Source organism: Bacterioplanoides sp. (genome assembly GCF_965219715.1).
GTDB lineage: Bacteria > Pseudomonadota > Gammaproteobacteria > Pseudomonadales > Oceanobacteraceae > Bacterioplanoides.
The window spans coordinates 1,836,989-1,852,005 of the sequence record NZ_OZ244785.1 but is presented as its reverse complement, the minus strand read 5'-3'; the positions used below and the strand labels follow the sequence as shown (position 1 = coordinate 1,852,005).

Sequence of the window (15,017 nt, the reverse complement as noted above, 5' to 3'; positions counted from 1 at the left end):
AGATTACCTGATTAATGGAAGTCGTGGGAGGTGATTTCCAGCTGTTTGATGGCGTCCGTTAAATCCAGCAGACGATAGGCAATAATATGAGTCACACCTGAATTTTCGTCTTTTTCGAGTTTGCCATAAACCTGCAAAATACGGGATTTCACCAGCGTTTTAAGCTGGCGTTTGGCCGTTGATAGCCAGACAACGATATTAATACAGCCGGTTTCGTCTTCCAGTGTGACAAACGTAACTCCGGCAGAGGTTCCGGGGCGCTGGCGACAGGTAACCAGTCCGGCGACATACACTTCACTGTTGTGCTGGCATTGGGTTAATCCCAGCGCGGTGACACTGGCGCCGAGTTTGCCTTGTTCACGCAGGATTTCTAACGGATGGCGACCCAACGTCAGACCAAGGCTTTGATAATCTTCCTGCAAATTATCAATTTCATTCGACGCCTGCAGATAGTCCTGAGAGAGCGGGTTATCTAACTGTAACGGGGTTAATAAATCATCCTGAATAGGTTCCGCCACCTGCCAGCGTGCCTGATATCTGTGTTGCGATAAACTGTCAAAAGCACCGGCACTGGCCAGTGATTCACGCTCTTGTTTATTTAATTGTGCCAAGCGAATGCATTCAGCAATGCTGCGGTAACCGGCTTCTGGTTTATGGTGTTGTAAGCGTTGTGCCGCGTCCTGGTTAAAACCTTTAACCAATCTCAGACCCAGTCGCACCGGCAGGCTCTTTTTAATCACTTGTTGTACGTCTTGCCCGGTCTCAATCCGATGATCCCAATCGCTGAGATTAATATCCACCGGTAAGGTTTTTACGCTATGGTGGCGGGCGTCTTCGATTAATTGTGCCGGGCTGTAAAAGCCCATCGGCTGGCTGTTCAATAAAGCGCAGAAAAATACATTGGGATAATGGCATTTCAGCCAGGCGGTGACATAAACCAGCAACGCAAAACTGGCCGCATGGGATTCCGGAAAACCGTATTCACCAAAACCTTCCAACTGGCGCTGAATGCGACGGATATACTCCAACTCAAAACCGTTAGTCAGCATATTGTCTTCCAGCCGTTGTTGCAGTCGATGCATATGGCCTTTTTTACGCCAGCTGGCCATGGAGCGCCGTAATAAATCGGCTTCTGCAGCGGTAAAGTCTGCAGCAACTATGGCAAAAGCAATCACCTGTTCCTGAAATAAAGGCACACCTAATGTGCGTTTCAGAATGGGTTTCAGTGCTTCCAGTGGGTAGTCCGGGTCTTCCTGTTTATTACGACGTTTTAAATACGGGTGAACCATATCACCATGAATGGGGCCGGGCCGGACAATGGCAACCTGCACCACCAGGTCGTAATAATTCTGAGGTTTTAACCGCGGCAGCATATTCATCTGAGCCCGGCTTTCGACCTGAAAAACCCCGACGCTGTCGGCTTGTTGTAACATCTGATAAGTCGCCGGATCATCGCGGGGAATATCCGCCAGTGTTTTTTTCTGTTCGGGGGTGGATAACATTTCCAGAGAACGACGAATCGCCGATAACATACCCAGCCCAAGCACATCGACCTTCATCAGCCCGAGTGATTCCAGATCCTCTTTATCCCATTGAATTACCGTACGATCGGCCATGCTGGCATTTTCTATGGGCACCAGATCGGCCAGTAAACCTTCGCTGATAACAAAACCACCAACATGCTGTGATAAGTGGCGGGGGAAGTTAATAATTTCTGCTGCCAGCCGTTTAAAGGAAGTTAATAAATGACCTGGTTCCTGACTGCCGGTTAATAATTCGTCCAGCCAGTTTTCGCCATGATAACGCCAGCCGTAGTTGGCGATGCGTTGTTCTAATTGCAACAGGTTGAGGCCCAGAGCTCGGGCCACATCGCGAATGGCACTTTTGCGGCGATAGCTGATGACGGTGGCAGCCAGCGCTGCTCGTTCTCTGCCGTATTTGCGGTAAATATACTGAATCACTTCTTCGCGTCGCTGGCTTTCAAAATCCACATCGATATCCGGTGGTTCGTTTCGCTCTTCAGAAATAAAGCGTTCAAACAACAAACTGACTTCAACCGGGTTCACCTCGGTAATTTCCAGGCAATAACAGACGACCGAATTCGCCGCTGAGCCACGCCCCTGACAGAGAATATTCTGTGATCTTGCAAAACGAACAATGTCATAAACGGTTAAAAAATAATGTTCGTATTGTTTTTGTTTTATCAGGGATAGTTCTTTATTAATGGTCTGTTGGATTGTTTCCGGAATGCCTTGTGGAAAACGTTTTCTGGCGCCGATATCGACCAGGTTTTTCAGAAACCGGTGTGGACATTGGCCTTGTGGTACCAGATCTTTTGGGTAGTGATAAGCAATTTCGTCCAGATTAAAATGGCAGCGATCGGCTATTTCTGTGGTCGCTGTTATCAGTTTTTCCGGATAAAGATAATGAAGTTTTTCGGTGGAGCGCAGCTGACGTTCGGCATTGCTGAATAGCTGATCTTTACTTTGCTCAATGGTCTGATTAAGACGGATCGCGGTCAGGCAATCCTGCAGGGATTTTCGTTGGCTATGGTGCATATGAACATCATTGGCGCAAACAACGGGTAACGCTTCCGACTCTGACCACTGTAAAACCTGATGATAGTATTGGTTGTCATGTTCATCTAATAAACGCTCTGCCAGTAACCAGTATCGATTTTTATCCGGCTGTGGATGATAAAAGTGTTTTATCAGCAGTTGCTCTTCAGGCTTATGAATATCTTGCGGGCGACACAACAGAAAAACATGTTTGAGGTGTAATAAGTCCTCGCTGTAAAACCGATACTGGCCTTTTTCTGCACGGCGGCGGCAATGGCTGATTAATTGGCTCAGTTCACTGTAGGCTTTTTTATCTGGAGCAATTATTACATAACAACTGCTTCTCGGTGCATCATAAAATTCACTGCCAATAATTAAACGGGTTTTTAATTGTTGGTCTTTAATCGCCTGGTGTGCACGAACGACACCAGCCAGTGAGCATTCATCGGTAATGGCCAGGGCGTGATACTGTAATTGATCCGCGCGCTCAATCAGTTCCTGTGGGTGTGAAGCACCGCGTAAAAAAGAAAAGTTACTGACGCAGTGCAATTCGGCATACGGCTGGCTGGAGGCATCGGGTGTACAGGTCTGAGTGTCACCAGAATCACGACTCATGAAAAATAGCCCTGAATAAACCATTGCTTACTGGCGTCGCGAAATACCCATAAATGTCGCTGGGAATCCTGCTGTTGTTCAATCACCTGATAATAATCACGTTGTTGCTGCTGTCCGTGTTGCCACCAACCACTGCTGATGCGTTCCGGACCAGCGATAATATTGTCAGGTTTCTCACAGGGAATCGCCTGAGCTAATAGCCATAATGGCCGGCCGTTTGGCGATGTAACACGATGACTGTTTTTCTCCGGATAACCCTGTTCAGCCTGTAGCGCTTGCCAGGCATAATCGGGCCGGGCATCGGCGTTGCTGGTTAAGCGAAATAACTGATTGTGTTCCAGTCGGGCCTGCAGGCGATTTAATAATTGTTGACCGTGTTCCCGATTGTGAGCCGCTGAATCAGGCCAGTAGTCGGTTTGTTCAGGTTGCTGGCTGACAAACTCGCGCACCTTGAGCACCATCTCCCGCACGGGTGCAGCCAATGTTTTTTTCTCTAACTGGTAACGAATTAACTGGGTTAATTCCTGCTGACGGAACTCTGCCCGGGCAAAACGAATCAGCCAATAACTGTCTTCCTGTGGACTATCTGCTTGTTGTCGATGTTTCAGCTGAATACTGACGTGATCAATCGCAAGCTGTCGTTTGTGCAGAAAAGCACTGAGGGCACTGAGTTGTCGTCGCAGTGGAAATAACAGACCGTTGATGTGTTCAACTTCGTGAATAAATAACGCTTCATCACAAAAATCGAGGGGAGGCTGGAAGAACGTCATGGTGGTTGGTTTGTCGCCACTCAGCTGCATCAGCCAGTGAATTAAGTCGCTGTCGAAGCGGCTGGCGAGTTCCGATAACGGCAATTTCAGCAGCTGATGATAGTGGTGAACACCCAGACGCTGTAACGCCAGCTGATGAGATTCGGCTAATCCCAGTTGAGCGATCGACAAGTGCCGCAGTTGTTGCTGGTTATCAAGCCGTAACTGCTGGCGCTCAAGCGGGTGTGGTAACTGCTGGATCTTGCCGCCGTTGTTCACAGCCAGAACTTTAGCAACGGCAGGGGTATAACCCACCGCTATTTGTAATGGCCATTGATGTTGTTCCGCTTGCTGCTGAATCTGCTGGCACAACGCTGAGACACCACCAAACAGGTTTTGCATACTGGCAGCCTCAAGCCACAACCCTTGTGGTTGATCGAGACAAACCTGGGCAGAAAAGCGGTACGCCCACAGAGCTTGTTGTTGCAGCAGTTGCTCTGCTTTGTGTGGGTCCAGCAGGCTGGTTTGCAGGTCGTTGCATAAGCACAGAGCGCTGGCCAGTGGCATATCCACTTCGATTCCGGCATTGGCTGCCAGGGTATTGCGCTGACAGACGTAATGCTGGCCTCCCCGCAGTTCCAGCAGAGCGAAAGGACCGGCTTGCTGCTGGTGGAAACTGTGCAGATACAGATCCGGAAAATAGAGATAAAGCCAGATATTCATAAGCGGGATGCTGGGCTGGCAGCTATGCCATTATCATTCAGAGTAAAAGGGCGGCTGGGCCAGCTGCCCCGGCGCTTCAGGAATTCCAGCGACAGGCCTTGTTGCTGGCGCTGCAGCTTTAATCGTAATGCCGCCGGAGAACCACTGGCATCAAACGGAGTTTGTGGCCATAGCCAGCAGAAGCTCTGGCTGTCCTGAGCGGCAATCTGCAGGCGTCGGATATGTTGCTTATGCCATTGTTGCGGCCAGCCCAGTACGGCGCTGCATTGACCGCTGCGTAAACCTTCCTCCATGCACCACAGAGCCTGTTCATAGTTTTGGCTGTGGACAACCAACACCTGTTCAAGATCGATGCCTGCATTCATTAAAGCGGGGGCATAAGGAATGGCCGGTGGCGCCACCCATAACAACCACTTCGCCTGCTGGCTCAGTGTTGCCAGTGCCGGCAAAAGTAAGCTGACCTCGGCACTGCCGGGCTGGGCGTAGATTTCACATACCTGGCCAGGCTGCCAACCACCACCAGGCAGGTACTGATTCAGGTCGGCAAAACCACTGCTCAGTATGTTGTCGGGTTTTTCCGGGCAATCATTAGCAGACCATACCTGGCCCTGGCCAACCATTTGTTGCAGCGTATCGACGGGCTGCTTCAGTGACTTTTTATGTATCTGAGTATGTTGTGTGCTGGCCATAATGGAACGTTGTGTTGATTTGTATGAATATACAGTACTGTATGTAAAAATAGTATTCAATAATGTGCAGAACGACCAACAATGATGTGCATGAAATGACAGCTGCTTTGTTGCACTGATATTTTTTGACGTCAGTTGTCAGGCGTGACTTTAAGGTTTTACTAATAACATTCAATTAATTAGCAAAACTGTATATAAACCGAGAAAACTCAGGTACTTAGAGGCGTAAGCAGGGCTCAGAGAGGATTTTTATAAGATGCCATACTTAACCGCTATAACTCTGTACTTTTGCCTGATTAGCGTCTTTAATTCGTAGGCAAGGTTAATTTATATATTTATCTTTTGATAAACAGCAGTTTATCAATTGTTTTGAGTCTGCAGTCGTTGTCGATGAAGTTACCCAGCCTGAATGCCTTAACTGTTTCCCAGCTCAGATCTCCGGTCTGGGCTTATGATGTGGTTGGTCAGAAAATGGTTTGGGCTAATACTTCCGCATTGGAATTGTGGGAGGCCGATAGCCTGGAAGAATTCTGCAGCCGGGATTTTTCCAGTGATCAGTCCCAGGCTGTGCAGCAAACCCTGATGGGTTATATGGAACGCTTTGACGTGGGTGAGTACATCGACGTCTGGTGGGAAATCCAACCGAAAGGGCATAAAAAACGGGTTTTCTGTCGCCTGTCTGGCGTTATTGCTGAGCTGGAAGATGGCAGCGAGCGTATGGTGATGTTGCTGGAAGGGCAGTTTTCACCGGAAATGCTCAGCGACGGTGGCATTCCTTCAGCTGCCATGGCCGTTATTTTTGATGAAGACGGCAGCATCATCAGTGTAAACCCTCCATTTATCGAGCAGTTCGGTGACAGCATCGAAAACCTGCGTCAGATTCTGGTCGACGACATCAGTGTCTGGTTCGTCAAAGTTATGAGTTCCAATGGCCGTGATATTGAGCTGAATACCCTGAAAGGTATGCGCTGGCATCATGCCGAAGTGAACATTCAGCAGGAAATTTCTTCATCTCCTTGTTATGTCCTGACCCTGATTGATATTCAGGAACGCAAACTGCGTGAAATCGAAACCGCCAATGAAGCACGTTCCGACCTGTTAACCGGACTGATGAATCGTCGTGGCTTGCTGCAATATATGTCGAGTCATCAGGGCAAAGAATTTTCGCTGTTTTATATCGATCTGGATGGTTTTAAACCCATTAACGACAGTTATGGTCATAACGTCGGTGATGCATTATTGCGTCGGCTGGCCAATGTGCTGATGTCGCAGTCGGGTAAAAAAGTCTGCGCCCGCCTTGGTGGTGATGAATTTGTTGTGGTTTTTCTCGGCAAAAACACTGCTGAAGTTATTCTCGAAAAGGCCCGCCAGTTGTTATACGACCTGTCGCGACCGTTTGAAGTGGCCAGTGATTGTGTCGTCAGAGTATCGGCCAGTATTGGTATTGCCTGCTCGCCGAAAGATTCATCCGATATTTATGAGCTGGTGATTCAGGCCGATGCGGCAATGTACGAAGCGAAAAAACAGGGCCGCAATCAGGCTGTGGTGTATCAGCCGGGTATGGAATCGTACCTGCGACGCCGTACTGAAATTCTGCAGTATCTGGATGAAGCCATCAGTAATAATGACTTTGTTCTGCATTATCAGCCGATTATTAATGGCCTGAGCGGTGAAACCGTTCTGGTTGAAGCCTTATTACGCTGGCATCATCCAACTCTGGGCCATCTGTCGCCGCTGGAATTTATCGCGGTGGCGGAAGACAGCGGTAAAATCGCCCGATTAGAATCCTGGGTTATTCAGCAGGTGTGTCGTGATCTGGCGGCTATTCGTCAGCGTTTTTCTCCAGAGGCAAAAGTCACCATTAATATATCCGGCGCGCATATGATTCAGCCCGGTTTTATCGACAAACTGGTGGCCTTGTTAACTTCATATAATTATCAGGCTGATGATGTGGTGCTGGAGCTGACCGAAAGTGTTCTGGTGCCGGTGGTCGAAGAAAATAACCCTTGTCTGGATCAATTGGTGGAAGCCGGTTTTAAACTGGCTATTGATGACTTTGGTACCGGCTATTCATCGCTGGCCTACATCAGTCAGCTGCCAGCGCATTACGTAAAAATCGATAAGGCATTTATTGATCGTTTGCAGCAGGATCACAATACTCTGATTTTTATTCGCGATTTATGCGAAAAATTTAATATGCAGTGTATTGCTGAAGGTGTGGAAGTGATTGCCCAGAAAGATATTCTCAATAACACCAATATCTTACTGCAGCAGGGATATTTCTACGCCAGACCACAACCATTAGAAGCATTAACGTCGCCGCTTGAAGCACTTCGGGCCGACAATAGCAGCATCGAAGTGCTCAATCACGATTAAACGATTACTACCACTCGATACCCGCCTGAGCTTTTACCCCGGCTTTAAAGGCGTGTTTTTCCATTTTCATATCGGTAACCGTATCGGCGTATTCACGCAGAGCGCTTGGTGCACCGCGACCGGTAAGAATCACATTCTGGTCTTTCGGGCGATTATCCAGCGCTTCCTTTAACGTTTCCCAATCCAGTAGCTTATAAGCCAGCATATAGGTGATTTCATCAAACATCACGGTGCGCAGCTGTGGATTTTGCAGCATGGCTTTGGCTTTAGGCCAAACGGTATCAAAGGCCAGTTGATCGCGTTCTTTGTCCTGGGTTTCCCAGGTAAAACCGGATCCCATCACTTCGTGTTGCAGGCCATCGAGATTTTTCAGGATATTAGCTTCGCCACAGTTCCAGGTGCCTTTAATAAACTGCACTAACCCGGCCTGATAACCGTGCCCCAAAGTACGGATCACAGTACCAAAACCGGAACTGCTTTTTCCTTTACCGGTGCCGGTTAACACGATTACCACACCACGTTCTTCTTGGGCGCGTTCGATGGCGGCATCTACTTTGGCTTTATGACGCGCCATTTTTTCTTTATGGCGTTGGTTCGCTTTCTCTTTTTCGGCTAATTGCTCAGCGGATAACTTGTCGTTTTCTTGGCTCATGTTCACTTCACAGTCGTTCCCAGATCCTTTGACTATACTGGATTCAGGAACAGTTCTCACTCACCAACGACTTTGCAGTGTTTGAACCATCAGGCACTCAGTAATAACCGACAAACTCCGGGAGCCTTCAATGGACGAGAATCAGCTGGATAATGCCCAAACTGTCGATATCGACCCTCAGGAAACCAAAGAGTGGCAGGATGCTATTCATTCTGTCATTCGTGCTGAAGGTGTCGAACGGGCCCATTATCTGATTGAGCGTATTGCCGAACGTGCAACAAAAGACGGTATGCCGCTGCCTTATGCGTTAAACACGCCTTATCGCAATACCATTTCCCCGGAAAATGAAGCGCCGATGTCGGGTGATCTGTTTATGGAGCGGCGAATCCGCTCGCTGGTGCGCTGGAATGCACTGGCGATGGTGCTGAGAGCAAACAAAGAAGGCGGTGGCGATCTGGGTGGTCATATCTCCAGTTTTGCTTCCAGTGCAACCTTGTACGATGTCGGTTTTAATCATTTTTTCCGTGCACCGAACTCCGCCAGTGAAGATTGTCCTCACGGCGACCTGCTGTATTACCAGGGGCATGTTGCGCCGGGTATTTACGCCCGTTCATATTTGGAAGGACGTTTTCAGGAATCCGATCTTGAGCGTTTTCGCCAGGAAGCATTAGGCCCGGGATTATCCTCTTATCCCCACCCGAAACTGATGCCGGATTACTGGCAATTCCCAACGGTATCCATGGGCTTAGGACCACTGCAGGCGATTTATCAGGCGCACTTTATGCGCTATTTATCGGCGCGTGAACTGGTGCCACGTAAAGATCGTAAAGTCTGGGCATTCCTCGGTGATGGTGAATGTGACGAGCCGGAGACACTGGGTGCGATTGGTCTGGCGGGCCGGGAAAAACTGGAAAACCTGATCTTTGTGATTAACTGCAACTTGCAGCGTCTGGATGGCCCGGTGCGGGGTAATGGTAAAATTATCCAGGAACTGGAAAGTCAGTTCCGTGGTGCTGGCTGGAATGTGATTAAAGTAGTGTGGGGGCGTTTCTGGGATCCATTGCTGGCAAAAGACCGCAAAGGATTATTGCAGAAGCGTATGGATGAAACGGTGGATGGTGAATTCCAGAACTACAAAGCCAAAGGTGGCAAATATACCCGCGAACATTTCTTCGAAGCGTATCCGGAATTAAAAGAAATCATTAAAGATTTATCCGATGAGGATATCTACAAATTAAACCGCGGTGGCCATGATCCATATAAAGTTTTTGCGGCCTATCAGGCGGCGATGGATCATAAAGGGCAACCAACGGTTATTCTGGCGCACACCGTAAAAGGTTATGGCATGGGGGCTGAGGCTGAAGGTCAGAACCAGGCGCACCAGGTGAAAAAACTGGATATCGAAAGTATTCGTGCATTCCGTGATCGTTTTGATATTCCGGTGCGTGATGAAGATCTGGAACATTTACCTTTCTACCGCCCACCGGCAGACAGTCCAGAGTTGCAATATATGCGTAAGCAGCGGGAAAAACTCGGTGGTTTTTTACCGCAGCGCAATGAAAATTGGACGGCATTAACCGCGCCGGATTTATCCTTCTTTAAAGCTCAGACCGATGGTACCGGTGAACGCGAAATTTCCACCACCATGGCGTTTGTGCGCATTATGTCGCAGCTGATTAAAGACAAAACCATGGGCGATCGGGTGGTACCCATTGTGCCAGATGAAGCACGAACCTTTGGTATGGAAGGGATGTTCCGTCAGCTAGGTATTTATTCCTCTGAAGGCCAGTTGTATGAGCCGGTCGATCAGGGTCAGGTGATGTATTACCGCGAAGATAAAAAAGGCCGCATTCTGGAAGAAGGTATTAACGAAGCCGGAGCATTTTCTGCCTGGATGGCCGCGGGCAGTTCATACAGCACCAATGGCCTGGCGATGATTCCGTTTTATATCTATTACTCCATGTTTGGTTTCCAGCGTGTGGGTGATCTGGCCTGGGCTGCCGGTGATATGCAATGTCAGGGCTTTTTAATTGGTGCAACTTCCGGGCGTACCACATTGAACGGTGAAGGTTTGCAACACCAGGATGGCCACTCTCATATTCTCGCGTCGACCATTCCTAACTGTGTTTCTTACGATCCAACCTATGCCTACGAATTGGCCGTAATTATTCAGGACGGTTTAAAGCGGATGTATGAGAAGAAAGAAAAAGTCTTCTATTACATCACCAGCCTGAACGAAAACTACGCACATCCGGCAATGCCAGAGGGTGTGGAAGAAGGCATTCGTCGTGGTATTTATCGCCTCAAAGCGAACGAACAGGCGGGGCCGAAAATTCAGTTACTGGGTTGTGGCTCGATTTTACGTCAGGTTGAAACAGCGGCTGAATGGCTGGCCGATAAAGGTGTCAGTGCCGATGTCTGGAGCGTGACGTCGTTTAATGAATTACGTCGTGATGGTCTGGCGTGTGAGCGTCAGGAATATTTATCCGCAGGCGACCAGCAAGCACAACCGTATGTTACCCGTCAGTTAGCGGAGTCCAGTGGTCCTATCCTGGCAACCACCGATCATATGAAAGTATACGCTGAACAAATTCGTCCGTTTATTCCTGAAGGTCGTCGTTATCGTTGTTTAGGCACCGATGGCTTTGGCCGTAGTGACTCACGCGAAAACCTGCGTCGTTTCTTCGAGGTCGACTGGCAACACGTCGCCTGGGCGGCGGGTTTTGAACTGGTGAAGCAGGGGGATCTGAAACCGGCCGAACTGGAAAAATGGCGTGCAGAACTGAACATCGACGCCAGCAAACCTGATCCGCTTTACTCGTAATAAGCGTACTCATAACCAGCCAGGGTAATAAGGAGAAACAAGCATGAGCAATGAGTACCGAATTCCGGATTTAGGTGGCGCGACCGACGTTGAGGTGATTGAGGTTTCCGTCGCTGTGGGTGATCAGGTTGACGCTGAACAAACCTTACTGGTGCTGGAAACGGATAAAGCCAGTATGGAAATTCCGGCGGAAGTTGCCGGTCAGGTGGAAGCACTTAAAATTGCGGTTGGCGATAAAGTAAATGAAGGGGATGTGTTTATTACTATTACATCCGATGCTGCTGGTCAGCCAGCTGAAGCCGCAGCAGTAAAACCTGAAGCCGATATCAAAAATGAAACCGGAACAACAGAAGAGCCGGTCACGGCTTCTGCGGAAAGCACAGCCGATGCAGCCGCAGAAAGCACTGAAAAAGCCATTGCCGTTCCCGATCTGGGCGGTAGCGAAGGCGTTGAAGTCATTGAACTGAATGCAGCCGTGGGCGACCAGATCGACGCCGAGCAGACCATTCTGGTTTTGGAAAGCGATAAAGCCACAATGGAAATCCCGGCGGGCGAAGCCGGTAAGATTCTTTCTCTTGCAGTTGCCGTTGGCGATAAGGTAAGTCAGGGAGATGCGATGCTGACCTTGCTGGTTCAGGCTTCCGCATCACCGGCTTCAAAATCGCAAACATCCATATCGCAAACTTCCGCACCGGCGGCATTACAAGCTGCAAAACCGCAAACACCCGCCGCCAGTACCAGTCTTAGTGTTAAATCCGCAGCACAATCAACGACAGAACCACAGAAAGCTTCCGGTCAGGTGCACGCCGGACCAGCGGTGCGAAAACTGGCGCGTGAGTTTGGTGTGGATTTGTCGCAGGTCAGCGCCAGTGGACGCAAGGGACGAATTACCAAGGACGATGTGCAACTGTTTGTGAAGCAGCGCCTGAATGCGCCACAAAGTGCTGCTGGAACGGGTATTCCAGCGGTACCTGAGGTCGACTTCGCTAAGTTTGGAGCAATTGCAACAGAGCCACTTAACAACATTAAGCGAGCGACAGCCAAGGCCATGACAACCGCCTGGCTCAATGTTCCTCAGGTGACCCAGTTCGATTTGGCGGATATCACCGACCTCGAAAGTTATCGCAAAGCCCAGAATCAGCAATATCAGGCCCAGGGAATACGTTTTTCTGTCGTGCCGTTTGTAATGAAGGCTCTGGCTAAGGTGTTACGTGAGTTTCCACAGTTTGCGGCGTCGCTGAGCAGCGATGGTGAGTCACTGATTATGAAGGACTATGTTCATATCGGTGTGGCGGTGGATACGCCAAAAGGATTACTGGTACCTGTAATTCGTGACGTTGACCGCCTTTCTGTTACAGAAATCACACAGCAGCTTAATGAAAAAGCGCAAAACGCCCGCGACGGTAAGCTAACATTATTAGATATGCAGGGTGGCTGTTTCAGCTTATCGAGCCTGGGTGGGATTGGCGGTACGGCATTTACGCCGATTGTGAACCCACCGGAAGTGGCCATTCTTGGGCTGTCAAAGTCTGAAATGAAGCCGGTGTGGAATGGTCAGGAGTTTGTTCCACGGCTGATGTTGCCGTTGTCGTTGTCATATGATCACAGGGTGATTGACGGCGCAGAAGCCGCCAGGTTCAGCCAGCGTTTGGTTGCCTGCCTGCAGGATTTAAGAAACGTGCTGATGTAATCGCTATTAGTTGGTTGCAATCAGCCGACTATAAAAATACAAGGGGTTCAATCGCTCATGCTCAAGGCACTTATGTGGCCAGCCATTAAATTTATGGGGCGACTTAATTACGCCGCTAAATTTGGCCTGATCAGTTTTCTGTTTACTTTGCCGCTGGTGGTGCTCAGTGGCCAGGTATTTCTATCCGCTTTTGAAACAATGAAAAAAACCGAGCACGAACTGGCTGCCATCGGCACCATCGGAGAATTGATCGAATTCTCCCATGATATCGAGCTGTATCGCGACCAGGCATCGGTTTTACCATTTATGAATAATGCTGAGCTGGAGCAGAAAATGTCCCAGCATAAAGCAGGCATTGAAAGCCAGCTGGCACGACTGATAGAGAACAGTCAGACCGAGACTCTGCGGGAAAATCTCGAAGTCTGGCGACGTGATTATGGCAGCCGTTTGAGCATTGTTGGTGAAAACCGGCAAACGGTGTATGCCGATCAGCTGCAACATTATCAAACAGCGATTGACGAATTTCAGTCTTTGATTCGTCAGTACAGTCAGGCCAGTGGTGTTAGCCTGGATCCGGATTTTGAAATTCAGGGTCTGGTTTCTATTTTGTTAACCGACATGCCGCAGGTGATTGAAGCCGCCGGAACCGCACGTGCGATTGGTACGTACGGCATGATTGAAAAATACATCAAGTCCACCACCTTCGATTTATTAAATGATGCCTACGATGCATTGATTTCGGCTGAAGCGATTATGGCGGTGGTTGTTGCGGCTGCAAACGAAGCCGGTTTTTCACAACTGGGCGAAGCGGCCACCACGGCCAACCGTTCGCTGGAAAATATCCGAATTAAACTGGACGATGAGGCTATCTCGGCTGTGTCAGTGGAAATGACCTGGCAGGAATACGATAAATTTCTCGCCAGCGAAATCAGCTATCTGGAAAATATAGAAGCTCAGATTCTGCCACTGATTTCTGAAAAACTTCAGGAACGCCTGCAAACACAACAAACCAAAGTGCGTAACTTTTTAATTGTTATTGCGGTTGTACTTTCCATTATTGCCTACCTCTATCTCGCATTCTTTATGTCGATTCGCTTTACCATTAAACGTTTTTCCAGAACGGCGGGTTCGATTGCAGAAGGTGACCTGACTCACGAAATTAAGTTCCAGGGACAGGATGAGATGGGCCAGTTGCGCGATTCCTTTAACGGTATGGTGTCGAATATCCGTACAACATTATCAGCCGTTAAAGAATCTGCTACCGCGGTAACAAATAACGTTAACGACGTTGAAGGTATTGCCCAGCGCAGCCGTCAGGCGGTTCAGAATCAGCTTGATCAGACACATCAGGTGTCTGATGCTTTGGGATCCATGGTGGATCGTGCAGTGATGGTAACCGAGTTGGCTGAAGCGGCGGAAGCGGCAGCTAAAACAGGCCAGATTAAATCGGATGAAGCAGGCCAGGTAGTCACCCATGTGATGGGAGAGGTTCAGCGCCTGTCGCAGGAAATGGAGAATTCGATGGAGGCGGTTAATCGTCTGGCAGAAAATTCGACCAGCATCTCCAGTATTCTTGAAACCATTAAAGGCATTGCTGAACAAACCAACCTGTTAGCACTGAACGCTGCCATTGAAGCAGCCCGGGCAGGTGAGCAGGGCAGAGGCTTTGCGGTAGTAGCGGATGAAGTTCGTACTCTGGCAAGCCGGACTCAGGGTTCTGCACAGGAGATTGAAGGGTTAATCAGCGATGTTCAGCAGAATATTGTCAGTGCGGTGGATACCATGAAGGTAAATCGGGATATGGTTGAAACAACGGTAACCAACTCGGAGCAGGTGGGAGTGACCTTATCTGAAATTCAGGCCAGCATGGGTGATATCCAGTCGAAGACCAACGATATTGTGGTTACGGCCGGAGAACAGAAAAGTAATGCCAGTGCTTTAGAAACAAATCTGGAAGCGATTCGCTTAAGTGGTGAGGAAACCTCGGCAAATGCTGAAGGAACCGTGGAAGCGGTACGTAAAGCTCAGGCGATTACTGATTCGCTATCGCAGCGGGTCGACCAGTTTAAAGTGCAGTAATCTGTTACTGTGTTTGGGCGAAAAAAGAGCGACCAACAGGTCGCTCTTTTTTTATGATTTTC

At 48.9% G+C, this 15,017-nt stretch carries 8 protein-coding genes; 4 read left to right on the top strand and 4 right to left on the bottom strand.

Annotated elements, in window-relative coordinates; genetic code table 11:
- Positions 1-11: 11 nt before the first annotated feature.
- The 3 genes from ACOQOZ_RS08920 to imuA are packed head-to-tail and all read right to left on the bottom strand — an operon-like array spanning position 12 to position 5,334.
- Positions 12-3,173, bottom strand: a complete 3,162-nt coding sequence (locus ACOQOZ_RS08920; protein WP_420591920.1) for an error-prone DNA polymerase — start codon at positions 3,171-3,173, stop codon at positions 12-14.
- Complete coding sequence (locus ACOQOZ_RS08915; RefSeq protein ID WP_420591919.1) at positions 3,170-4,645, bottom strand: Y-family DNA polymerase; 1,476 nt, start codon at positions 4,643-4,645, stop codon at positions 3,170-3,172. Before ACOQOZ_RS08915 ends, ACOQOZ_RS08920 begins: the two co-directional genes overlap by 4 nt.
- Positions 4,642-5,334, bottom strand: a complete 693-nt coding sequence (gene imuA / locus ACOQOZ_RS08910; protein ID WP_420591918.1) for a translesion DNA synthesis-associated protein ImuA — start codon at positions 5,332-5,334, stop codon at positions 4,642-4,644. The genes ACOQOZ_RS08915 and imuA overlap by 4 nt, the downstream gene beginning before the upstream one ends.
- A gap of 390 nt (positions 5,335-5,724) precedes the next feature.
- Between imuA and ACOQOZ_RS08905 the strand changes: the two genes are divergently transcribed.
- On the top strand, positions 5,725-7,710 hold the full coding sequence (locus ACOQOZ_RS08905; protein WP_420591917.1) for a putative bifunctional diguanylate cyclase/phosphodiesterase: 1,986 nt from the start codon (positions 5,725-5,727) through the stop codon (positions 7,708-7,710).
- Between the two features lie 7 nt (positions 7,711-7,717).
- On the opposite strand, the gene cobO is transcribed toward ACOQOZ_RS08905, so the two are convergent.
- Positions 7,718-8,362: a cob(I)yrinic acid a,c-diamide adenosyltransferase gene (gene cobO / locus ACOQOZ_RS08900; protein ID WP_420591916.1), complete on the bottom strand. Its 645-nt coding sequence runs from the start codon at positions 8,360-8,362 to the stop codon at positions 7,718-7,720.
- A gap of 130 nt (positions 8,363-8,492) precedes the next feature.
- Here cobO and aceE point away from each other — a divergent pair, with 130 nt between their 5' ends.
- The 3 genes from aceE to ACOQOZ_RS08885 are packed head-to-tail and all read left to right on the top strand — an operon-like array spanning position 8,493 to position 14,955.
- A complete protein-coding gene (gene aceE / locus ACOQOZ_RS08895; RefSeq protein ID WP_420591915.1) occupies positions 8,493-11,186 on the top strand; it encodes a pyruvate dehydrogenase (acetyl-transferring), homodimeric type in 2,694 nt (897 codons plus the stop codon).
- Between the two features lie 43 nt (positions 11,187-11,229).
- Positions 11,230-12,876, top strand: a complete 1,647-nt coding sequence (gene aceF / locus ACOQOZ_RS08890) for a dihydrolipoyllysine-residue acetyltransferase (RefSeq protein ID WP_420591914.1) — start codon at positions 11,230-11,232, stop codon at positions 12,874-12,876.
- A gap of 57 nt (positions 12,877-12,933) precedes the next feature.
- Positions 12,934-14,955 (top strand): methyl-accepting chemotaxis protein, encoded by a 2,022-nt coding sequence (locus tag ACOQOZ_RS08885; RefSeq protein ID WP_420591913.1) that lies wholly within the window; start codon positions 12,934-12,936, stop codon positions 14,953-14,955.
- Positions 14,956-15,017 lie beyond the last annotated feature (62 nt).